The sequence below is a fragment of the Sporocytophaga myxococcoides genome (genome assembly GCF_000775915.1).
Taxonomy (GTDB): domain Bacteria; phylum Bacteroidota; class Bacteroidia; order Cytophagales; family Cytophagaceae; genus Sporocytophaga; species Sporocytophaga myxococcoides_A.
Genome location: NZ_BBLT01000011.1, coordinates 177,979 through 202,378, shown reverse-complemented (window position 1 = coordinate 202,378; position 24,400 = coordinate 177,979). Strand labels below are relative to the sequence as shown.

Annotated in this window: 17 protein-coding genes and 1 riboswitch; of the genes, 9 read left to right on the top strand and 8 right to left on the bottom strand. The window is 36.3% G+C overall.

Features of this window, described 5'->3' with window-relative positions; translation table 11 throughout:
* Together MYP_RS21560 and MYP_RS21555 are read right to left on the bottom strand one after the other, a co-directional pair.
* Positions 1-1,071, bottom strand: coding sequence for a hypothetical protein (locus MYP_RS21560; RefSeq protein ID WP_156140783.1), 1,071 nt, complete (start codon positions 1,069-1,071; stop codon positions 1-3).
* Between the two features lie 215 nt (positions 1,072-1,286).
* The gene (locus MYP_RS21555) at positions 1,287-3,263 is read right to left on the bottom strand and encodes an ArnT family glycosyltransferase (protein ID WP_197060155.1); all 1,977 of its coding nucleotides are present in this window, start codon (positions 3,261-3,263) and stop codon (positions 1,287-1,289) included.
* Positions 3,264-3,566: 303 nt separating this feature from the next.
* On the opposite strand from MYP_RS21555, the gene carB reads away from it, so the two are divergent.
* From carB to accD, 4 genes are all read left to right on the top strand, one after another.
* Positions 3,567-6,380, top strand: coding sequence for a carbamoyl-phosphate synthase large subunit (gene carB, locus MYP_RS21550; protein WP_045468184.1), 2,814 nt, complete (start codon positions 3,567-3,569; stop codon positions 6,378-6,380).
* Positions 6,381-6,391: 11 nt separating this feature from the next.
* Complete coding sequence (locus MYP_RS21545; protein WP_045468182.1) at positions 6,392-6,649, top strand: DUF4834 family protein; 258 nt, start codon at positions 6,392-6,394, stop codon at positions 6,647-6,649.
* Positions 6,650-6,817: 168 nt separating this feature from the next.
* The gene (locus MYP_RS21540) at positions 6,818-7,876 is read left to right on the top strand and encodes a class I fructose-bisphosphate aldolase (protein WP_045468346.1); all 1,059 of its coding nucleotides are present in this window, start codon (positions 6,818-6,820) and stop codon (positions 7,874-7,876) included.
* Positions 7,877-7,922: 46 nt separating this feature from the next.
* The gene (accD, locus tag MYP_RS21535; protein ID WP_045468179.1) at positions 7,923-8,804 is read left to right on the top strand and encodes an acetyl-CoA carboxylase, carboxyltransferase subunit beta; all 882 of its coding nucleotides are present in this window, start codon (positions 7,923-7,925) and stop codon (positions 8,802-8,804) included.
* Positions 8,805-8,889: 85 nt separating this feature from the next.
* Here accD and fbaA read toward each other — a convergent pair whose 3' ends face one another.
* Positions 8,890-9,981 (bottom strand): class II fructose-bisphosphate aldolase, encoded by a 1,092-nt coding sequence (gene fbaA / locus MYP_RS21530; protein ID WP_045468176.1) that lies wholly within the window; start codon positions 9,979-9,981, stop codon positions 8,890-8,892.
* Between the two features lie 142 nt (positions 9,982-10,123).
* Here fbaA and MYP_RS21525 point away from each other — a divergent pair, with 142 nt between their 5' ends.
* Positions 10,124-10,837 (top strand): SprT-like domain-containing protein, encoded by a 714-nt coding sequence (locus MYP_RS21525; protein WP_081990634.1) that lies wholly within the window; start codon positions 10,124-10,126, stop codon positions 10,835-10,837.
* A gap of 199 nt (positions 10,838-11,036) precedes the next feature.
* Here MYP_RS21525 and MYP_RS21520 read toward each other — a convergent pair whose 3' ends face one another.
* On the bottom strand, positions 11,037-14,042 hold the full coding sequence (locus MYP_RS21520) for an AsmA-like C-terminal region-containing protein (protein WP_045468173.1): 3,006 nt from the start codon (positions 14,040-14,042) through the stop codon (positions 11,037-11,039).
* A 255-nt stretch (positions 14,043-14,297) separates the two neighbouring features.
* The gene (metX, locus tag MYP_RS21515) at positions 14,298-15,335 is read right to left on the bottom strand and encodes a homoserine O-acetyltransferase MetX (protein WP_045468170.1); all 1,038 of its coding nucleotides are present in this window, start codon (positions 15,333-15,335) and stop codon (positions 14,298-14,300) included.
* Between the two features lie 142 nt (positions 15,336-15,477).
* A riboswitch (SAM riboswitch) is annotated at positions 15,478-15,583 on the bottom strand.
* Between the two features lie 620 nt (positions 15,584-16,203).
* Between metX and MYP_RS21510 the strand changes: the two genes are divergently transcribed.
* Genes MYP_RS21510 through MYP_RS21495 form a run of 4 tightly spaced genes read left to right on the top strand, consistent with a single transcriptional unit; the run spans position 16,204 to position 22,179 of the window.
* Entirely contained in the window at positions 16,204-16,686 is a 483-nt protein-coding gene (locus tag MYP_RS21510; protein ID WP_045468167.1) for a MarR family winged helix-turn-helix transcriptional regulator, read from the top strand.
* An 11-nt stretch (positions 16,687-16,697) separates the two neighbouring features.
* Complete coding sequence (locus tag MYP_RS21505) at positions 16,698-17,747, top strand: efflux RND transporter periplasmic adaptor subunit (protein ID WP_045468164.1); 1,050 nt, start codon at positions 16,698-16,700, stop codon at positions 17,745-17,747.
* A gap of 6 nt (positions 17,748-17,753) precedes the next feature.
* Complete coding sequence (locus MYP_RS21500; RefSeq protein WP_045468161.1) at positions 17,754-20,864, top strand: efflux RND transporter permease subunit; 3,111 nt, start codon at positions 17,754-17,756, stop codon at positions 20,862-20,864.
* The gene (locus tag MYP_RS21495; protein ID WP_081990633.1) at positions 20,857-22,179 is read left to right on the top strand and encodes a TolC family protein; all 1,323 of its coding nucleotides are present in this window, start codon (positions 20,857-20,859) and stop codon (positions 22,177-22,179) included. Before MYP_RS21500 ends, MYP_RS21495 begins: the two co-directional genes overlap by 8 nt.
* Before the next feature lie 20 nt (positions 22,180-22,199).
* Here the strand turns inward: MYP_RS21495 and MYP_RS21490 are convergent, their stop codons facing one another.
* The 3 genes from MYP_RS21490 to MYP_RS21480 all read right to left on the bottom strand — a co-directional run bounded on the left by MYP_RS21490 (position 22,200) and on the right by MYP_RS21480 (position 24,380).
* Entirely contained in the window at positions 22,200-22,376 is a 177-nt protein-coding gene (locus MYP_RS21490) for a hypothetical protein (protein ID WP_156140782.1), read from the bottom strand.
* Between the two features lie 127 nt (positions 22,377-22,503).
* Entirely contained in the window at positions 22,504-23,223 is a 720-nt protein-coding gene (locus MYP_RS21485; protein WP_045468153.1) for a methyltransferase domain-containing protein, read from the bottom strand.
* Entirely contained in the window at positions 23,220-24,380 is a 1,161-nt protein-coding gene (locus MYP_RS21480) for a type III polyketide synthase (RefSeq protein ID WP_045468150.1), read from the bottom strand. Before MYP_RS21480 ends, MYP_RS21485 begins: the two co-directional genes overlap by 4 nt.
* Positions 24,381-24,400 lie beyond the last annotated feature (20 nt).

The following is a 24,400-nucleotide window of genomic DNA, read 5'->3' as shown; positions in this document are numbered from 1 at the left end:
TTATGAATATCTTAGTTTCAGTTTTATTTTTTTTAAGAATGACAATTCATTTCCAGTAATATTAGAATACAGCTGAAATTGTATAGAAATCAGTCCAACCAAAAATAAAAGTGAGATAAATGAAACATCAAATATAATTGTATTATAATTTTTCAAACTTAAGAATGTTAATACTTTTTCCATATTTAAAAAATATCCTGCAGAAAGAAGAAAATAGGTCAGATAGTTAGAAGATATCAAGGCATAGAATCCTATGAAAATAATCATTGCATGCGAATATCTTTCATGCATTTCAGTATTAAAATAGAAAAAGACCAAGGGTATAGCAGCGGCAGCCAGAAACACTATCTTGTAATATTCCATTGACTTTTCCTTCTTTTCGATTATAATATTCAATGTAGAAAGAAGCAGAGGTAACAGGGAAATAAATGAAAACAAAAAGAATAAAATCAACCCCCAGGTCTTATATTTTATTCCATAAAATAAAATTTCATCGCTAACTTCTCTCAAATTCCCATCCATAATTAAATACCAAAAATTGAAAGCATTCATTGAAACAACCGGATAATATCCCACAGAGCCAAAAGCTACTTTCAGAACCAAATCTGACTTATTCTCCAACAAGAATGGTAGGAGAATAACAATTTGAATAATTAATCCTCCTATTAATCCATTAATTAATGATCTCGGATTTTCAAAAACCGCGGGAAGCAGGACAATTACCACAATTGGGATAAATATAATTGCCTGTAATTTAGCATTTAGTGCTAAAACCAAGAAAATTATACTCCATAAGACTTTTTTATTTAATGCGAATAAAATTGAGGCTAACCCAAAAAAAGTAAAAATGGAATCTACCTGCCCCCAAATAATTGAATTATATAAAAACGCAATATTAAAGAGGACTAAAAATGATTTATAAGGTGAGATATTAAATTTAACCAAAAGATTAATCAGGAGATAAATTGTCAGAACATCAAATACCAGTGTAAATAATTTAAGGTAATTAATATTTCTTCCTATTTCTTCAACCGAACCATTATACCAACCATATATTTTTAAAACGTACATGTAAAGTGGTAAATAATTACACCCACTAATTTCGTACCCCTTAACAAAACCGTGTTCAAAAAAAGCATTGGACCAAACTGTCCAACAATACATATCTGAGGAAAAGTTTATCGTTGGAAGCGAAAAACTTAAAAAAATGAATATAAAAGGAAGGTAATACCATTTCAAATGGAGTAGCTCTTCTTTATTAATTTGCATAAAAATAGGTAAAAATATTAATGGTTAAAGTAAATTCCTTTATTATACTCCTCTGTAAACTTATTTATGATACGGTCTGTTTCCTCTTTGGAAGCCTCGCCATTCATTTGCATCAGATATCCTGCATCCCACATAATCTGAACCGTTAATGGAATCTTATTTGAAGCACTCTTCTTTCTCTGCCATTCCATTTGTTCCTCAGAATTCATTATATCCGACATCCGGCTAAAAAACGTTAATTCCTTATCTGTTAAGCGGAAATCAAAGTGTTTGTCATTTTTTAACAACTTCTTAAAGTTGGGATCAAGCTGTAACAAATTCCCTTTTTTACATTCATCCGTGAATTTATTAACTAATTGATCTATTTCTTCTTGCGAGGCCTGACCATTCATTTTCATCAGGTACCCAGCTTCCCAGATAATCTGAACTTGTAAAGGAATTTTATTGGTAACACACTTTTTTCTTTGCCATTGCATTTGTTCTTCTGAATTCATTATTTCTTTCATGAGCTTCAGCAGTATCAAATCCTTTTGACTCAGCTCGAAATCAAAAAGGCTTCCGATCGTAGCTATAACTTTAACATTGGGAGATTCAAAAAGCACCGTGGAACCATAAGTTTTCAAGAGTCCCTCATTAAGATTTTTAATCACGATTATCGTATCCATAGCATTTAAAGGCTCTCCAACATTCAAATACACATTAGCCTTATTTTCAAAATTAAGTTTTTTGAGATAAAAACTTAGTGTTGCATTATAGTTATTCGAGTATACAATAAATTTTCCCTTATTCTGCTTGGTAAAGTTTTGAAGGTCAGTTACCGCTTGTTTCACAGGAACAAATACATTATTAGTTTCTTCATTTCCCTTCTTTATGGTTTTCAATATATTGAAAACCGGGAATATAATTATCCCAAATATTATCGTATAAAACGCAACTTGCTTTATTTTCTCTTTACCTTCAATCGGCTCATCTGATATACACTTTTTGCTTAGAAATTTTAAAGCAAAGCTGATAGAAAGACCGAGACAAATTGAAATAAAGGGATAAGCCGGAGCAGAATACCATTGCAGTTTTGTTTGAGAAATGGAAATGATCAGCAGATAAAAACCCGACAAAAGAAGACTATAATAAATAATCTGCTTTACAATTTTCTCCTTTGATAAAAATATTGGTACAAAAATTAAAGGAAGGAAATATATCCAAAATTTTAACTGGACATTTTTCATTAAATCAAAATAGTAATTCCAAGGTTGATTATGATTTTCTATTGTCCCCAGAAATCTTCCACCCAACTCATTCATACTTACTGCATTAATATATCCCGGATTTTGCTTTTCTCTAAGAAAATAATACCCCAGTATAATTAATATTGTATAGCAAATTAGAGAGTAGAATTTGCCTTCTCTGAAAATCTTAAAATTCCGTGTCGCTAAAATATATACTCCAATAGCAGGTAGTGGTATGCAAGCTACAATACCCTTCGTTAAACAAGCTAATATAAAGAATAGGAAAGAATAATTTAGATACTTAACCTTATTAGATTCCAAATATTCAAAAAAAGCAAAGCAATAAAAAGTAGTCCATAATACAAGCATTGAATCATAATCGCCTGTCCTAAACACATGAATTGAAGCAAGACCAGTGATGGTAATCAACACCAAAGAAGAGAAAAAAGCAGCATATTGATCATTTGTCTTCCTTTTGATATACCAAAAGATCGACAAAGAGAGAGTAATAAAAGAAACAATGCTTGGGAATCTTAGAGCAAACTCATTTATTCCAAATATTTTCATCGACAATACAATACACCAAATCATAAATGGCGGTTTGGTATTCCACATATCAGGACTTCCATCAAAATAAGTAGTGATGAAGTTGCCATTTTGATACATTTCTATAGCATTTACAGCTAGCCTTGATTCATCCCAAAGATTTACCTCTATTGAAGTTATATGGTAAAGCGAAATCAATAATGTTAGTAATACTATGCTCACAAAAGCAGCCCTTTTACTAAAAAAAATATTTGAATACATCTGACTGAAATAATTTTACAACGAATCTACTGGTTTTAATTTTTCCTAAAAAACTAATTATGAAATATTTCTTCCAAATTAAAATATTCCAAGAACTCATTAAATATTCACATTTCTCTTACATTTTTTCACTTTAATTACTTTTTGCCCTACATTTGTAGGATTTTTGAAATTCCTACCTGGAATTTTCTTAATCCTTTGGAATCTTAAGTTCCTAATTTTGTGTCGGTTCAAAATATTTGATTATAAAAACGCCCATCATAAATGCCAAGAGACAATAGTATCAAGACCGTCTTGATCATAGGTAGCGGTCCAATCATTATCGGACAAGCCTGTGAGTTTGACTATTCCGGTTCCCAAGCCTCTAGATCCCTGAGAGAAGAAGGTATAGAAGTCGTACTCATTAATTCTAACCCGGCTACAATCATGACTGATAAGGTCACTGCAGACCATGTCTATCTAAAGCCGCTTGAGAAAAAATCTATTATTGAGATTTTAGAAAAACACAAAATTGATGCTGTGCTTCCAACAATGGGCGGACAAACTGCACTGAATCTGGCAATTGACTGTGACAAAGCAGGTATCTGGAAAAAATATAATGTAAAAATCATCGGGGTTGATATTAAAGCAATTGAGACGACTGAAGATAGAGAGAAGTTCAGGCTTAAAATGCTTGAACTTGGAGTTGGTGTTTGTAAAGGAGAAACAGCAACGTCCTTCCTTGAGGGAAAAGAAATCGCTCAGGAAATAGGATTTCCACTTGTCATCAGGCCTTCTTTTACGCTTGGTGGTACAGGCGGTGGATTCGTGAACAGACCAGAAGATTTTGATGAAGCGCTTACAAGAGGATTACATGCCTCTCCTATTCATGAGGTTCTTGTTGAACAAAGCATCATGGGCTGGAAAGAATACGAACTTGAGCTTTTGAGAGATAACCTGGGCAATGTAATTATCATCTGCTCTATCGAAAACTTTGACCCTATGGGTATTCACACCGGAGATTCTATCACTGTTGCTCCGGCAATGACCCTGGCTGATACCACCTACCAGCACCTTAGAGACCTTGCCATCAAAATGATGAACGGCATTGGCCAATTTGCCGGCGGATGTAATGTACAGTTCTCTGTTAATCCTGAAGACGAGTCAGTCATTGCCATTGAAATCAATCCAAGGGTTTCTCGTTCATCTGCTCTTGCTTCAAAAGCAACCGGTTATCCCATCGCTAAAATAGCTGCTAAGCTTGCAATAGGCTATAACCTTGATGAATTAAGTAACGCTATTACAAAAACTACAAGTGCATTTTTCGAACCTGCACTTGACTATGTAATTGTTAAAATACCTCGTTGGAACTTTGACAAATTCAAAGGAGCAGACAGGCACCTGGGCTTACAGATGAAGTCTGTTGGAGAAGCTATGGGTATCGGAAGAAACTTCCAGGAAGCACTTCAAAAGGCTTGTCAATCACTTGAGATAAAGAGAAACGGAATTGGAGCAGATGGTAAGGAACTAACAAAACAGGATCAAATTCTGGAAAGCCTTGAAAATCCAAGCTGGAATAGAATATTCCATGTGCGCGATGCATTTGCTATGGGAATTCCTTTTAAAACTATCCATAAGCTTACTAAAATAGATCCATGGTTCTTGAATCAGATTGAGGAGCTTGTGGTACTTGAAAAAGAGATCCAAAAACACACAATAGATAATATTTCAAAAGACCTGTTGTTTACTGCAAAGAAAAAAGGCTATGCAGACAGACAAATAGCACATCTTTTGAGGTGTCTTGAAAGTGAGGTACACAAAAAGAGAACTGATTACAATATTCAAAGAGTATTTAAAGTAGTAGATACCTGTGCTGCGGAATTTGAGGCGAAAACACCATACTACTATTCCACTTTTGAAGGAGAGAACGAATCTGTCCGTTCTGATAAGAAAAAGATCATTGTGCTTGGATCAGGACCAAACAGGATTGGACAAGGTATTGAATTTGACTACTCATGTGTTCATGGAATCCTTGCAGCCAAAGAAGCTGGTTTCGAAACTATCATGATCAACTGTAATCCTGAAACCGTTTCTACTGATTTTGACATAGCCGATAAACTATACTTTGAACCTGTTTTCTGGGAACACTTGTATGATATCATTCAGCATGAAAAGCCTGAAGGGGTAATAGTTCAGCTTGGAGGTCAGACTGCACTTAAGCTTGCGGAAAAACTGGAGCGTTACGGAATAAAAATCCTCGGAACAAACTATAAATCGCTTGATCTTGCTGAAGACAGAGGAAGCTTTTCAACTCTTCTGAAAGAAAACAATATTCCATACCCTAAATTTGGCGTTATTCAAACTGCTGATGATGCTATTGAATTAAGCAAAGAGCTGGGATTCCCGCTTCTTGTAAGACCTTCATATGTATTGGGTGGCCAAAGCATGAAGATCGTTATCAACGAGAAAGAATTGGAGCAGCATGTAGTGGACATACTGAGAGATATTCCGGAAAACAGAGTACTGCTTGATCATTTCCTTGAAAATGCTTTGGAAGCTGAAGCAGATGCAATATGTGATGGAGAAGATGTTTACATCATTGGAATAATGGAGCATATTGAACCTGCAGGTATTCACTCCGGAGATTCTCATTCTGTTCTGCCTCCTTTTAACCTAAGTGAAAATGTAATTAAGCAAATTGAGGATTATACCAAAAGAATTGCAATTGCTTTAAATACTGTAGGATTGATAAATATCCAGTTTGCTGTAAAAAATGAAGTAGTATACGTAATCGAGGCAAATCCAAGAGCTTCAAGGACTGTCCCTTTTATTTGCAAAGCTTATGACGAGCCATATGTAAATTATGCAGCAAAAGTAATGCTTGGTGTAAATAAGGTTAAAGACTTCAATTTTAATCCTAAAAAGCAGGGATATGCTATCAAAATACCTGTATTTTCATTCAACAAATTTCCTAATGTAAATAAGGAACTTGGTCCGGAAATGAAATCAACAGGCGAAGCAATCTACTTCATTGATGATTTGCAGGACGACTATTTCTTAAAACTTTACTCTGAAAGGAACTTATACCTCAGCAGGTAGTTTATAGATATATGTTTAAAGTCTTAATTTCAATATTTCTTATTTATCTGGCAATTAGATGGCTCACAAAGCCATTGTTAAGGTACGCTATTGAGCGAATGGTTAAAAAAATGGCTGAACAACAAGGTTTTACCACAAATAACCAGGAGCCGGTACGTCCCAGAAAAAAAGAAGGGACGATAGACATTGATTATGTTCCTAAAAATCAGAAGAAATCGGGAAGATCGCCTTCTGAGGGGGAATATGTAGACTATGAGGAAGTAAAGTAAAGCTATCCTTTTAAAAAAATACTCTGAAATCATTAAAACACCTGCCTGATAATCAACTGATTTTCAGTCAGGTGTTTGTAAATCGTCTAAATTTGGAGGATTTGAAAAAAAAGATATCTTTGCTTTTCTGTATTGGATAAAAAGTTTCTCATCACAATAGAAGAAGAAATGTCCTACAATAAGATATTAAGTCTGCTCGGAAATGATGCGGATTACCTCCTGAAGCATCAATGTGAGACAATAAAAAAGCAATCGATCCGAAACCCTACGCCTGATTATGTAGATGAATCGTTTGCATTGTCTAATCGCCCAACGCCTGTCCTTAGAAGTCTTGCCGCAATGCTTGGACATGGAAGATTGTCCGGAACCGGTTATATATCCATTTTACCTGTAGACCAGGATATAGAACATACAGCTGGAGCTTCATTTGCTCCTAATCCAATTTATTTTGATCCGGAGAATATTATTAAACTAGCAATTGAAGGGGGCTCCAACGCCATAGCAAGTACTTTCGGGACGTTAGCCATCAATGCCAGAAAATACGCCCATAAAATTCCTTTTATAGTAAAAATCAATCACAACGAACTACTTACTTACCCGAATAAATACAATCAGATTATGTTCGGGAAAGTAAAAGAAGCATGGAATCTTGGAGCAGTTGCGGTAGGAGCTACCATATATTTCGGATCTGAAGAAAGTAATAGACAGTTAATTGAAGTTTCCGAAGCCTTTGAACATGCACATGAACTCGGAATGGCGACCATATTATGGTGCTATACTAGAAACAATTCTTTCAAAAAGGACGGTGTTGACTATCACAATTCAACAGATATGAGCAGTCAGGCAAACCATATAGGAGTGACCATACAGGCTGACCTTATCAAACAAAAGTTACCAGAGACCAATGGAGGCTTTAAGGCACTTAATTTCGGAAAATACGACGAAAAAATGTACACTGACCTTTCATCAAACCATCCTATTGACCTTACCAGATATATGGTAGCTAATTGTTATTCAGGCAAAATAGGTTTGATCAATTCAGGAGGAGAATCAAAAGGTGATAATGATCTAAAAGAAGCTGTAAAAACAGCAATCATTAATAAAAGAGCCGGGGGGGTTGGACTTATTTTAGGCAGAAAAGCCTTTCAAAAACCATTTTCTCAAGGAGTGGAACTTTTAAATGCGGTTCAGGATGTCTACCTGACCAAAGAAATAGACTTAGCTTAAGAATTATAATTAACAGTGAAAATAAACAAACTAAACGAATAAGGGGATGACTTGGTTTAAAAGAACAGAAAAGGGAATTCAAACACCTACAGAACTGAAAAAGGAAGTTCCTGATGGGCTTTGGTATCAGTGTCCCGAATGCAAAAAAGTCATGCAGACCAGTGCTCATGTACTTAATTCCTATACTTGTATTGAGTGTAATTATCACGCCAGAATAGGCTCCAAAGAATACTTCGAACTGATTTTTGATGATAATCAATTTACTGAATTAGATCCTACTCTTAGCTCTTCTGACCCATTGGAGTTTACAGACAGCCAGGCTTACCCAGACAGGATTAAAGCTTCACAAAAAAAATCAGGCCTTAAAGATGCTGTAAGGTCTGCTGTAGGAAAAATGAATGGAATTGAAATTGTTATTTCCTGCATGGATTTTAAGTTCATTGGTGGTTCAATGGGGTCTGTGGTAGGTGAAAAAATTTCAAGAGCTATCGATTATTCAAGAAAGCATAAAATCCCATTTTTAATGATCAGTAAATCTGGGGGAGCCAGAATGATGGAAGCCGGATTTTCACTTATGCAAATGGCTAAAACTTCGGCTAAACTTGCACTTCTTGACAGAGAAAAAATTCCTTACATTTCATTAATGACAGATCCAACGACCGGAGGGGTAACTGCTTCTTATGCAATGCTTGGTGATTTCAATATATCTGAACCCGGAGCTTTGATTGGGTTTGCCGGACCGAGGGTAATCAGGGAAACTATTGGAAAAGACCTTCCTGAAGGCTTTCAATCTGCGGAATTCTTATTGGAACATGGATTCCTTGATTTTCTTGTTGACAGAAAAGAACTTAAATCAAAATTAACTGATCTCCTGATCATTCTTAAAGGTAAAGTTACCGAAGTACCGCAGGAAAATATTAAAGCATAGTTATTAAATAAAAAGCCCCCGACATGTCAGGGGCTTTTTATTTATATTTTAAATCCTTCAAATAAAGAAGAAGAATTCATCTGAATTACAATTTAGCATTGACATTGATTGCATTCAAATCTTCAAATGACTGCTTCAATCTAGCTACAAGAGTTTTCTCACCCTCTCTTAACCAAACTCTCGGATCGTAGAATTTCTTGTTAGGCTGATCTTCCCCTTTAGGGTTACCGATCTGGCCTTGAAGATATCCTTCATTCTTCTTGTAGTAGTTTTTCACTCCATCCCAATAAGCCCACTGAATATCAGTGTCGATATTCATTTTGATAGCACCATAAGAGATTGCTTCTCTGATTTGTTCCTGGCTAGATCCAGATCCACCGTGGAATACAAAGTTGATTGGTTTTTCAGCGCTCAGATTGAATTTCTTCTTAACATATTCTTGAGACTTATTAAGAATTTTTGGCTCAAGCTTAACACTACCCGGCTTATAAACACCGTGAACATTACCAAAAGCAGCTGCAATTGTAAATTTGTCACTGATTTTAATAAGTTCTTCGTAAGCGTAAGAAACTTCTTCAGGCTGAGTATAAAGTTTAGAATTATCTACATCTGAATTGTCTACTCCGTCTTCTTCTCCACCTGTTACACCAAGCTCGATTTCAAGAGTCATTCCTAGTTTAGACATTCTCTTAAGATATTCTTTGCAGATTTCTATGTTCTCTTCAAGAGGCTCTTCTGACAAGTCGATCATGTGAGATGAGAACAAAGGTTTTTTGTATGCTTTGAAAAAATCCTCACCTGCTGCAAGCATACCGTCTATCCATGGAAGAAGTTTTTTTGCTGCATGGTCAGTGTGAAGGATTACAGGAACACCATAAACCAAAGATAATTGGTGTACATGGTGAGCTGCAGAAATAGAACCTGCTATAGAAGCCTGCTGTTTGTCATTTGGAAGAGATTTTCCAGCGTAGAACTGTCCACCACCGTTTGATAACTGGATAATTACAGGAGAGTTAACTTCTTTTGCAGTTTCCAAAACAGCATTCACAGAGTTAGTTCCTACTACGTTCACTGCAGGAAGTGCAAACTGATGTTTTTTTGCTGCTTCGAAAATCTCCTGAACCTGATCTCCTACTACAACTCCATTTAGAGCGGATGTTTTTATATTTTCAACCATACTTATTTAATTTAAAAATTCTTAAGGAGCTAATATAACAATTTTAAAGCTTTCTTATATCATAGATACACCATAAGTTGAAAATTTAGACCATTTTTTGCAAAACTTTTCCCGCTCTGGCATGTAATTTCAAAAAAAGGGTATGAAAAATAAGCGGAAAAGTCCCATTATTACCAGGAATAAAAAATCCTTACATTCCCATGCCACTGTTCCTGTAAATTCTTATTTTAAAATTCTATTTACTCCTAAAATGCAGGATAATTTACTTATTTCAGTTTTTGAAAAACATCTTCCGAAAGGAACAGTTTCATATTGTTACAAGCTTTGGTATGAAAATCACTTTTACTTCAGATTAACCCGAAGAAGAGAGTCAAAACTCGGTGACTATAGATACGACCCTCGCACAAAGGAACATACTATAACTCTTAATCACGACCTAAATCCTTATTCATTTCTTGTCACCTATCTGCATGAGGTTGCACACCTCAAAGCACAGATCCGTTACGGAAACAGGATAAAACCTCACGGTGAACAATGGAAAGCCATATTCTCAGAATTATTGATACCTATATTCGAAAGGCATGATTTCCCTGCTTCCTTATCAAAAGCTTTAAAAGATTATATCGCCGACCCTAAAGCTTCTACATGCTCAGATACAAATCTCATGATGGCTTTAAGGGAATTTGACAAAGATGATAACCTTGTTTATCTATCCGAGCTTACAGAGGGGCAGCGATTCCGATTGGGAAGAAAATTTTTCATTAAAGGCAAACTTAATCGGACAAGATATATATGTAAAGAATGCAAGAGTGGGAAAAGTTATTATGTATCTGAAGTAGCTCTTGTGGAAATATAAAAGTAGTAAGTTTTAAGTAGTAAGTTATAAGTGATTTTCTAAGAATTTAATACTTTGCTCTTTTTGAAAAGTGCGGAAAGCGAAAGACGGAAAGCTTAAAGTAATAAGTAATTTTCTTATAACTTAAAACTTATCACTTAGAACTAAAAAGAGGTTGCTTCTTGTGAAACAACCTCTTTCTTTTTTGTTATACTTTTAATTAAAATTTGGGAAGCTTTTTAAGCTGATCTTTAACGCCTTTTTCAGCTTCTTTCTTCAGTCTTTCCTGTTCTGCTTTCTGCTTTTCTTCGGCTTCTTTCTTTATTCTCTCCTGCTCTGCCTTTACTTTTTCTTCAGCAGCCTTCTTAGCCTCTTCAGCTTGCTTCTGAGCTTCCTGGATCTGAGCATTGTTTTTAATTTCTTCTTTTACTTTGTTCTCAACAGCAGTCTTTACCTGCTCTTTTCCTTGCTGCTGAACGCTGCTCCCTGCTATACCAACTTTTGGATCGCTGTTGGTTCCCCCTATTTTCAGATCAAGCTTTATGTTGTCCGAACCTGATGAAGGCTGACCTGTGATCTTTCCTAAAGCTGAATTTACAGCAGAGCCTAAAGCTCCTGCAGGAACATCCATTTTTACAATGTAATCAAGACCACCATCAAATCCGGAGGCGCCGCCAATATTCATTTTGAAGTTACCAGCATTTACATCAAACGGTTCAACCTTTAACTTACCTCCTTCGATTTTGAAATTCGCAATCACATTTTTTACTCCAAGAGGGTTAAGCTCTTTTACCATAGTAAGCTTGCTCATTGTAGCCAAAACAGGGTTGTCTTTAATAGTTGCATTAGGAATTGCAAGGCTTCCAGCTCCTGACATGGTAGGATAAAGCGGATTCATATATTTATCCATCTGACCATTTGTCTTCAGGGATAAAGAAACTACACCTTCCATATTTTTTGCCATTGGAGCAAATGTTTGTACTGTATTGAATGTCTTGAATGCCTCTTTGATCTGAATTTCTGTAATCTTCATATCAAAATCGAATGACGGCTTTTCTAAATCCTTAGTATTATACTCTCCTTTTGCCAGTAAGAAACTTCCGCCAAGAGAATTGAAAACAAGATTTTCCAGCCTTGCAATTCCATCTTTCATGATAATGTTACCTTTCAGATCTTTAAGGCTCATATTGTCATAAAGAACTTCTCCGATCTGGGACGCAAGGAAAAAGTCAATGTTCTTCGGAATTTCTACAAGTCCACTATCCACAGGTTCAGCCTGAGCTTGAGCAGTTGGGGCCTCTTCGTCTGTCATCCATTCATTCACATCAAATTTCTTTGAGTTAAAGCTCATATTTCCGCGAAGCACTGTATCCTGCTTTCCGAACATATAGCCCATGTAATTAGAGAAAAATCCCTTTACACTGATATCGCTTTTCCCAAGATAGCCATCCATATTATCAATGGTCATTTTATCAGGAGAAAGCGTAAAGCTTGCTGAAGAAAGAGCCATTCCCTGAGGAAAGTCTTTGCTTGAATACTTCAGGTTGGAAACCTTCATCGTACCGCTTGTAGAAGTTTTATCATACCTTCCGGCTTCCACATCAGACAATACCCCTTTCGTTGCAATATCTGCAATGATTCTGCCAGCAACGGTCATATCTTCAAGAGGATAGATCTTCGTCATCTTTGTAAGATCAATAATACCTTTAAGGTTCACGTCGTAAGCAGGATTATCAAAATTCTGAACATATGCCTTCATTTCAAACGGTTCTCCGTCCATCACCATTTTAAAGTTCTCCAGTGATGCTTTAGAGGTCGGCATATCACCTGAACTTTGTACGGCAGCATTAAAACTCATTTGCTCTAATGCAGCAGGGAAATCTTTCGTTTTAACATAACCATTCTGTAAGAACATCTTTGCATCAACCACTGGCATAAGTTTCAGAGAATCGCTATACATACCCTTCACTTTTACATCTGCCCCAAAAAGACCTTTCAAAGTTGTTCCTTCAATAGGATAAAATTTAGTTATATCATCAAGTTTTACTTTCGCAAGTAGATTGGCATCAATTTTATATGGATTCAATCCTTCTACAAGAGCACGGGCATCTACAGGGTTCTTATCCATATCCATGTGGAATTTCTTCAGATTGATAACCGTATTATCAATGATACCATCATTGTTAACAACACTCAGGTCAGTAGCAATATTGCTAATAGCGGAAGGAAGTGATGGATACTTCATGCTTCCGTTATCGATTTTAAGATTGAATGTAAATCCGGGAAGAGTAGTAGCTGTTTGTTTACCTTTTACAATTCCGTTAAATCCGACTTTACCTTCAGCCTTCAGATCATTATAATCTTTAGTATAAATGGCAGGAACAAGAGAGATAAGATTTTTGAAATCTGTTTCCTTTGCCTCATAAGTAAGATCATAGATGATATCATCACCTGGCATAGCAACAAGTCCGTCAAAACCGAAATCAAAATTATTGATCTTGATATTGTTTTCGAGGAACTTATATTCTGACTTTGGCATGTTAATATTCAGATTAAGGTTTGCTTCAACCTGATGTTTGTTCAGATAAGCAACATTATCAAATATAACAACAGTCTCTTTAGACTTAGTGTAGGTCTCAACATCATAAATGTCCTGAGTAATATCTCCTTTGCCAGTATGATTAAAGCCTCTTAGTTCAGCATACATAGGAAGAGATTTGTCTTCATAAATGATAAGACCATCTTCAATTTGCCACTTATCAAGTGCGATACTGAATTTAGAAGGTTCTTCAGGAGCTTTTTGAACAGTATCCTCAGGAGTTGATATGGCAATGTCCCAGCTCATTTTTCCATCTTTTGTTACATATGTTGCAACAATTGGCTTATTCAGATAAATGCTTTTAACTTTTATCTGATCTCCTGAAATAACGCTCATGATATCGGCTACCACTTTAAAACTCTTGGCAAAGAAAAGAGTGTCGCCTTTAAACTCTTCCTGCTTCCCGATAATGCCAAAATCATCAATGGAAATAGTTACGTTTGGAAAGTTTCTGATAAGTGACAATCCTAGTTTGTCTGAATCAAAAACTACAGTAGCGTTAACGCTTTTGGCAATCTGCTCATCTACTTTAGCTTTGATTTGATCTTTAAAAAGGAATGGAATTGTTAACAGGAGGATAAATAAAAATGCTATTATCCCCAGAAAAATAAGAATGCCTTTTTTCATTTGAATTGAATTAATTGATTTCTGTCAGATTTCTGTATAAATACTATAAATACAAAGAGTCCTAAATATAGGTTTTTTTTCTATACGATTTATCGGATAAAGATATTGCAGAGAAAGCTAAGGGAAGAAAAATAAATCGGAATTTGGTATGTAAAAAAAAAACAAAGTAAATCCCCATTACAAGTTATGATCAGGTGATTAATTCTTTTGATAAACAATAATTTCAATGCCTAATGCTTGATAAGAGAAAAATTATCAAAAAAGGCCGGTTGCGGTTTTTCTTTTATAAAAATCCTGGAGGATATGCGCAATTTTTTCAGTTTCAATTAAAAAGCCGTCATGACCATACAGGGAATCAATTTCCTGATATTCTGCTCCCACTATGTTTTGGGCCAAGAAAATCTGTTCACAAACAGGAAAAAGAATATCTGTTTTAATACCTACCACCAGTGTATTTGACTTTATCGCCTTCAGGGCAACTTCAGCTCCTCCCCGACCACGACCTACGTGATGAGAATCCATTGCTTTTGAAAGATAAAGGTATGAATGACAATTAAACCTGTTTACAAGCTTAACCCCTTGATAATTTTGATAAGAGGATGCTTTATAACTATCAAGCTTGTTTTCGTCTGTTTCTTTCTGTGTAGAAACGTAAGTATTATAATTCCGGTAAGAAAGAAGAGCGATTGCCCTTGCTGCTTTTAAGCCCTCCTGCCCTGCATCTTCTCTGCACTCTTGCCAGGTTTTATCTGCTTTTATTGCCATTCTCTGAGATTCGTTAAAAGCAATTCCCCATGGAGAATGAAAGGCATTTGTAGCCAGCAAAATCAAATTTTCAATAGTATCAGGAGCCATGATGGCCCACTCCATTGCCTGCTGTCCGCCTAAAGAACCGCCGATACAAGAATGTATTTTAGTAATACCCAATTCTTCTTTAAGAACAATATGAGCATTTACCATATCTCTTATTGTAACCTGAGGAAATTCGAGAAAATACTGCTTTCCTGTCTTAGGATTAACTTCCAGTGGGCCACTTGTTCCATAGCAGGAACCAAGGATATTGGCACATATAACGAAGTGCTTCTCAGGATTAAAAAATTTATCTTCACCTACCAACCCATACCACCAGTTATGAACTTCAGAATTAGCGGTAAGAGCGTGGCAAACCCAAATTACATTATCTTTTCTACTATTAAGTTTTCCTAAAGTAGAATATTGAATCGTAAGGTTTTCAAGAACCTGCCCTGACTCTAAAACAAAATTATTCTTATATGTAAAGGTCTTATTTTCCACTTGTAAACTCCAGATTAAACCACCAAATTCAGCACAAAACTAACAACAGACAAAAAGGAAATTAAAAGACAAGCCTTTACTCTTAAGGAAAGAGGTATAAAGAAAGGTGTAATAATATTCAATTAATTTCTTCATCATAATTAATTTATATGCCCTAATATCTTAGGAAAGGAATTAGCACCTTATCTCAAAAGGATAGGTTGCTAGAGGTTCAAAGAGCCTTTTCTCTCCCCTCTTCTTTATAAATCAATTACATGTTCAGAGTAATTGACTTTGGAGGGTTCAAAATTAATCGGAGAAATGTTAAAAACAAAACAAATTGACCAATTGTAATAAATTTTAGTATTACCACGAAAGGCAAACTATATAATCGTTTAATAATCAAAAAATTAAAAGTCAACGTATACAAGACTTCAAGCAAAAGTATTAACACAGGTTCTCCCTAATCACTGCATTAGATAAAGTGATTAATATCAAAGAAATAAATTTTACAAAAAAACTAGGTTACTACCATTAAAAATAACGTATAAATACCTAAACACTTTAATTTTTTGGTTATGCTACTATTCTTTATAATCGCAATTGTCTGTTTTTTGATCTTTAAAGTGATTTTTATGTCTAAAAAAATGAGCAAAAGTAAAAAAACGAAACATCTGAACTCTTCTCTATAAATTTTATTCCCTCTAAATATTTTCAAACTATTACCTCTTATTTGGTGTTCCTACTTTTTCGAATTCCAATTCACGAAAATCAAAGACGAACCATGATAAACAATTAAATTTTAGTCTGTTTATTTACGTTGTAAAACCAATTAGTTAATATTGTCAACAATTAACATAATTTACTATTGTTGTTGCATTAAATTTAAATGAGAATTATTTCATCGAAAGAGCCACCGCTGGGAAAATGCTGCACTGATCTGGCTAAAAATTACCTGGCATTTCTTGTAGAAAATCTCGAGCAATCAGGATTGGACAGATATTTCTATATGCTGTTGGTTTTGGATGAAAACTCAGGGAAAATAACACAACAGCAACTTTCTGAACTACTTCATTGCGATAAAGTTACCACCCTGCGCAATCTGGACCATTTATCTAAACTTGAACTCGTGGAAAGAGTCATAAACCAGAAAGACCGCAGAGAACATCTTTTGCAGGTTACCACTAAAGGAAAAAAGTTAATTCCTCAAATCCGGAAAACATATACTGAACTGGAGCAGGGAGCTTTTAAGGGAATGAGTGAAATGGAAATAGATAATTTCTACAATACTCTTGATCTGATAAGAAACAATCTAAAAAACCTGCATACAAGCAAAATAGACATAAAACTCAGAATAAAAAAAGTAAAGTAAAACCAAATACAATGAGTACCAGAACCACCACATTTTCCGCAATTTTTATTTTGGCCATTGTCTGGTCCTGCACATTCTCTGGCAACAAAGCCAAAGAAATCCGTGCACCAAAAGATACGCCTCCTTTATCTATAAATGGCATGATATTGAAGCCTGAGGAAATGGACAATAAAATAGAAATTATAGGAACTATTCTTTCAAATGAAAAAGTAGACCTTAGAAGTGAGGTTTCCGGAAGAGTAACCGGTATCCATTTTAAAGAAGATGCAAAAGTTTCCAAAGGGACACTTCTTGTAAAAATTTTTGATGAAGAGCTCAGAGCTCAATATAAAAAGATCAAACTTCAACAGGAGTTGGCCAATAGAGAAGAGGAGCGCAAAAGAAAACTTTTAGAAATAGGTGGTATCAGCCAGGAGGAGTACGATATTGCCAGTAACCAGGCAAGTACCCTACATGCTGACCTTGACTTATTATCTGCACAATTGCGCAAAACCGAGATTAAAGCTCCGTTCAACGGCATCATTGGGTTGCGCTATGTGAGTGAAGGAGAAATCGTCTCTCCTACTACCGTTATAGCATCGCTTCAGCAAATAGACCCAATCAAGCTGGAATTTGATATCCCTGAGAAATATGGAGCTTTTATAAAAAAAGGTTCTGATATAAAATTCACTGTAACAGGATCCGACAAGATCTACAAAGGTACAGTATATGCTGCAGAACCCATGGTAGATGTAGCTACAAGAACTTTAAAAGTGCGGGCAAGATCTTCCAATGAAGACTTCAGTCTGAGACCTGGATCATTTATTAAAATTGATCTACTGCTGCAAAAGGATGCACAAGCGATCATGGCCCCTACTCAGTCAATTGTGCCAATGCAAAACGGTTCAAAAGTTTTTATTTATAAACAAGGTTATGCGATCTCCAAGATTGTAAAAACCGGGGTGCGTAACGACTCCGCCATTCAGATCACTGATGGCCTGAATGCAGGAGATACCTTAATTACTTCAGGTATCATGCAGTTAAAAGACAGCCTGAAGGTAAACATAACCTTATCCAAGTAATCTGCTATGAATATTTCCTCAGTAAGTATAAACCGCCCTGTTCTGGCAACTGTGATGTCTATAGTCATTGTACTATTCGGACTCATCGGTTATAAGTACCTGGGCGTACGGGAGTTTCCGTCCATAGACCCTCCGGTCATTACAGTTAAGACTACCTATACCGGTGCCAATGCTGATATTATTGAATCTCAAATTACGGAGCCATTAGAAAAGAGTATCAACGGGATTGCCGGTATCAGATCAATTTCTTCATCCAGCAGCACTGGAACAAGCAGTATCACTGTTGAATTTAACCTTGATGAAGATCTCGAAACTGCTGCGAATGACGTGCGGGACAAAGTCTCTCAGGCTGTGCGCTTTCTTCCATTAGATATAGATGGCCCACCAGTTGTTACCAAAGCTGATGCAAACTCTGATGCTATCATAGCTCTTACCTTGCAAAGCAATACCAGAAGCCAGCTGGAAGTGAGTGACTATGCTGAAAACGTAGTGCTGGAAAGACTACAGACGATACCCGGAGTTAGTACAGTGCAGATATGGGGACAGAAAAAATATGCCATGCGTATCTGGATGGACCCCTTCAAACTTGCCTCCTACCAACTCACAGCTGCCGACGTTTGGAGCGCTCTGAACAAAGAAAATGTTGAATTGCCAAGTGGTAAAATTGAAGGTTATGCTACAGAACTGTCAGTAAGAACTATGGGAAGACTTACCACAGAAGATGAATTCAATAACCTTATCATTAAAAATGACGGGACCAGAATTATAAAACTTGCGGATATAGGAAGGGCTACTTTAGGTGCTGAAAATGAAAACACCATGCTTAAGGAATCTGGTATCCCCATGATAGGTCTTGGTGTAGTGCCTCAGCCCGGAGCAAATTATATTGAAATTGCTGATGAATTTTACAAGCGACTCGACCAGATAAAAAAAGATATTCCTGAGGATTTCAAGTTAGACATTGCGCTTGATAACACGAAGTTCATAAAAACTTCTATCCTTGAAGTTCAGGAAACATTAATCATCGCCTTCGTACTCGTGGTGCTCATCATTTATCTGTTTTTCCGAGACTGGCTAATTGCTTTCAGACCATTGATAGATATTCCTGTTTCCCTCATAGGAGCATTTTTTATCATGTATGTTGCAGGATTTTCTATTAATATACTTACACTGCTTGCTATAGTTCTTGCGACAGGTCTCGTGGTTGACGATGGTATAGTTGTTACAGAAAATATTTATAAAAAAATAGAAGAAGGAATGGATCCGGTAACTGCTGCTCATGAAGGATCTAAAGAGATTTTTTTTGCGGTGATCTCCACTTCCGTTACTCTTGCAGCGGTGTTTCTCCCGATTATTTTTCTTGAAGGATTTGTAGGACGACTATTCCGGGAATTCGGTATTGTAGTTGCGGGCGCTGTGCTCATTTCAGCATTTGTGTCTCTTACACTTACACCTATGCTGAATGTAAAAATGGCAAGAAAAGATCATACTAAGAGAACTCGCTTCTACGAATGGTCTGAACCTTTCTTTGTGGGAATGACCAATGCATACCGAAACTCATTGGGGAAATTCCTGAACATAAGATGGATTGCAATTGTCATACTTCTTGTGTCATTTGGAACCATCTGGTACATTAATGGAAATCTCCAATCAGAACTTGCCCCACTTGATGACAGAAGCGTATTAAGAGTTTCTGCAACTGCACCTGAAGGCACCTCTTTTGATTATATGCTTAATTACATGGACAATGTATCTAAGTTTATCAAAGATTCAGTCCCGGAAAATAAAATTGCAATGACCATTACTGCACCAGGGTTTTCAGGGACAGGAGCTATGAATACCGGTATATTTAGAATCGCACTGACTGATCCAAATGACAGAAATCGATCTCAGCAGGAGATTGCTGATTATCTATCCAAAAACCTGAAATCGTTCCCTTCTGCCAAACTCTTTGTTGTGCAGGAACAGACAATCAGTGGTGGTGGAGGTGCTTCTAAATCTGGACTTCCAGTACAATATGTTATTCAGTCTTCTGACTTTAAAAAGTTATCGGCAGTTCTTCCTAAGTTTATGGAAGAAGTCGGCAAAAATCCAACATTTATGGGCTATGACGTGAACCTTAAATTCAATAAGCCTGAACTGATTGTAAAACCAGACAGAGAAAGAGCAAAAGCTTTAGGAGTTTCTGTGAGCGACATTGCTCAAACGCTTCAATTATCGTTCAGTGGGCAAAGGTTTGGTTATTTCAACATGAATGGAAAACAGTACCAGGTGATAGGTCAGCTCGATAGGGCAAACCGGGATCAACCTCTAAACCTAAGCTCGCTTTATGTTAAAAACAAAGATGGAGTTCCGGTTCAAATGGACAACTTAGTGAAGATTGAAGAAACCAATAGTCCTCCACAACTTTATCACTTTAACAGATATAAATCTGCAACTGTATCTGCCGGACTTGCTCCAGGTAAAACGATAGGTGATGGAATTGAAGCAATGGATCAGATATCCAAAAAACTCCTTGACGATAGCTTCAGCACCAGCCTGAACGGGCCATCGAGGGACTATGCTGAAAGTTCATCGAATATTCTCTTTGCTTTTGCATTGGCACTGGTACTAATCTATTTGATATTGTCTGCTCAATTTGAAAGCTTTATAGATCCTTTGGTAATTATGTTAACCGTACCACTAGCACTTGCCGGAGCTTTTATAACTTTGTATGCGTTTGGTCAGACAATAAATATTTTCAGCCAGATTGGTATCATTATATTAATTGGTCTGGTTACCAAAAACGGAATTTTGATTGTGGAATTTGCGAATCATAAAATAGAAGAAGGACTATCTGTAATGGATGCAGCACGTGAAGCAGCAGCAGCACGTTTAAGACCAATTCTGATGACCAGCCTTGCAACCATACTTGGAGCTGTTCCAATTGCATTTGCTATTGGTGCCGGCGCTAAAAGCCGTATTCCAATGGGACTTGTAATTATAGGAGGATTATTGTTCTCTCTAATCCTGACACTCTATGTAATTCCAGCGATGTATACTTACCTGTCAAGGAAAAAAATCAAAAAAACAGAAATAAAAGAAGAGCCTAAAAAGATAGAATACTCTTATGAATAAAATTAAATTTTTTATGCTGGCTGTTATATGGACAGCCAGCTTTTTAACTGCTTTCTCTCAGGATACTCTGACTCTTGAAAAGGCTATTGAAATTGGACTTGAAAATAATTATACAATTATCATAGCAAGGAATACTCAGAAGATAGCAGAAAACAGTAATACTCTAGGGAACGCCGGATTCTTACCTACGGTTGACTTAAACTTTAATAATACCGGCAATCTTGTGAATACTCACGTAGAATATCAGCCACCTACACCTCCAAGAGATGCAAACGGCCTCAGACCTAAAAGCATTGCTGCTAACGCACTTGTCAACTGGACTATATTTGATGGCTTTAACATGTTTATTACAAAAAATAAACTGCAGGAGCTTGAAAAAGCCGGACAAACAAAGGCTCGAACAGATATTGAAGTGACTGTTGCAAATATCATCAATACATATTATTCAATTGTGCAGCAACAAAAGATGATGTATGTAATTCAGGAGGCAATCGGCCTTTCGCTTCAAAGACTAAAGCTGGCCCAAAGCATGAAAAGTATCGGAACCGGGTCAGAGCAGGCCATTTACCAGGCAATGGTAGACGCTAATGCTGACAGTACAAGACTCCTTCAACAAGCTGCTCTTATACGGAATGCCAAAGCAGATATGAACAGACTTCTTGCACGTGAAATCACCACTTCTTTCGAAGTAAGACCAGAAATACCAATTAATTCAAAACTTGAATATAATGATCTCATTCAGAAACTTGAAAGTCAAAATGCAATGTTGCTGACATCCAGGGCAAATGCCAATATTGCAAGATATGACATAGAGTCTTATAGAAGTCAATATTTACCTACAATCGGCGTATTTGGAGGATATAACTATACAAAAACTCAAAACCCTGTGAGTCCCGCAAGACTAAACCGATCAAATGGTTTAACATATGGAGTGACTGCAAGCATGAATATTTTCACTGGTGGAGTTACTAATTTAAATGTTCAGAATGCAAAGATTTTATACCAATCAAGTTCTTCCCAATACGAAGACACGAAACTGTCTCTAAAAAATGACTTGTATAAATATTATAACAATTACCTCACAAGCATACAGTTGGTAAACATCCAGGTTGGAAACGTGGAAGTTGCCCGCAAAGATCTGAATATTGCAGTTGGCAGATATAAACTAGGTAATATAAATGATATAGATTTACGAATTACCCAGCAAAAACTTACTGATGCAGAGAACAACCTTCTTTCAGCCCAATTTACAGCAAAAACTGCCGAAATTGAGCTGCAAAGATTAAGTGGTCAATTATTGAATGATCTTCAATAATTAAACCTTATTTACAGCTGTCATCGCTCATCATGTTTTCTGGTCATTTGAACAAACTTCATAATGAAAGGAGAAGCCACGAGTACCAAGATACCTATAATCGCGGCTTCACCTATCGTTACAATTCCAGTTGCAGCGCCTGCAATGATCAGTACAATGACACCTATTAACCCAACTATAAAATGCACCTTGCTCATACGATCTTTCCCTTTAGTTCCTTTAATAATCAACCAAGATTAACGAAAATAGGTGCATTCTTATAGTAGAAAGTAATAAATAGAATCTTTTAAAAAAATGAATTAAAGGAAAGCAATCAAGAGGAAATTAGTCACACCACAAAATCACCTGAAAACGAAAAGCCCATTTCCAGCGAATTTCAAATCGGCTAAAACCAGCCTTACTGATTATAAGTTCCAGTTCACTCTTTTTAAAAGCTCTCAATACAGAAAGCTGAGCATCATATTTTACCATATATGATCTGGAAAACAAACTCGTAAGGTATTTAATGGAATAATAAGCAAACCAATGCCGATGAATATCATTGATTATAATAGCGAAGCGAGTTTGGCTTTTCAACTGCTTCAAAAAATTTATCAGCACATCATTTTCAAAATGATGACAAAAAAGTGTACATGTACTTATATCAAATGATTCCTTTTTGAAAGCTATGTCAAGCACATTGTATTTTTTAAATGAAATACAGTCCTGCAAAGGCACTTTTTTCGCTGCGTGATTCACCACATAATCGTTCGCATCTATGCCCGTAAGTTTAACTTTTATATCTTCTGACTCTGCCCATTTATAGATCAGGGAAAGCATTTCCCCACCACCGCATCCCAGATCAGAAATGGTTATGGGAACATCCGTTTTTTGTAATTGCCGTGCTTTAACGACCTTTTTAACTGCATCCAAAGTTACAGCATTTCCCCCCAACCACTTATTGATAAACTCTATTTCATCCAGGGTCCGACCGAGAACCTCCCCTTCAAACTCAAGGTCATCCATAATTTCCGGATCCGCTGACCTTTGCAAAAACCGGCTCATACTGCTCCTATATTTATTAATTCTTTATCACCCTCAAGAGTCTTGGCAAACCCAGATGTCACAACTTCTAAAACCATTGATTCCATTGTAAGCCCAGGACCGAAAGCGAATGATAAAATTCTTTTAGAGGAAAAATCATTCTGCAAATCATGCATAATCCTTTTCAAAACAAACAATATAGATGGAGAAGACATATTCCCATATTCAGCAAGAACATCGAAACTCTGCTGACACTTTACCTTCTTAATTTCCAGCTCGTCTTTTATTACTTCAAGTATCTTCTTTCCTCCTGGATGGATGGCGAAATAATCAATTTCATCAACATTGTAACTAAGCTTCGATAAAAGTTTACTGGTTAATTCTTTTATTCCACCTTTAATCATTGAAGGAACATAAGAAGATAAAATCATTTCGAAGCCAAAGTCAGCTATTGACCAGGCCATGTCCTTACGACCTTCCGGAAGCAAATCACAATGAAACAATTCCGGACTTAAAGCCACCCCTTTAGGTTTGTCTCCTTGAATGACAACTGCTGCTGCTCCATCTCCGAATATTGCATTAGACAGAATGTGATCCCAATTCATACTTTTCTGATAATGAATAGTGCAAAGCTCAACACAGACCATTAATACAACAGCGTTTTTATCCGATTTACATATAGCGTCAGAAACTTTTAACGCTGAGAATGCTGCATAACATCCCATGAAATTAACACAGGTTCTATTCACCGAATGAGGTAATCCAAGGGACTGAACAATATCAAGATCAAGGCCCGGAGCATACATTCCAGTGCATGAAACAGTGATCAGGTGAGTAATTTTGTCTTTGGAAAAGGATTTTAACTGATCAAGACAATTTTCAATTGCTGCAATACTTAGGGGAAGGGCCTCTTTCCTATAAAGAGTCATTCTTTCAGCTACAGAAGGCATTGCTGCTTTTTCTCCCGGTTTGAAAAAATCGGAATCTTCAAAAGCTGTACCAAAATCTGGTAAGACAGAATATCTATGCTTAATACCTGTAGCGCGATACAAGGTAAATAACCTTTGTCTTTCTTCCTCAGTCATGGAAACAGCATCCGACATGAACTCCGCAATCTTTAACTGAGGGAAACCATGTGCAGGATTTGCAGTACCTATCGCAGTAATGAAACTTCTCATTTTTCCTTAAAAACAAAAAT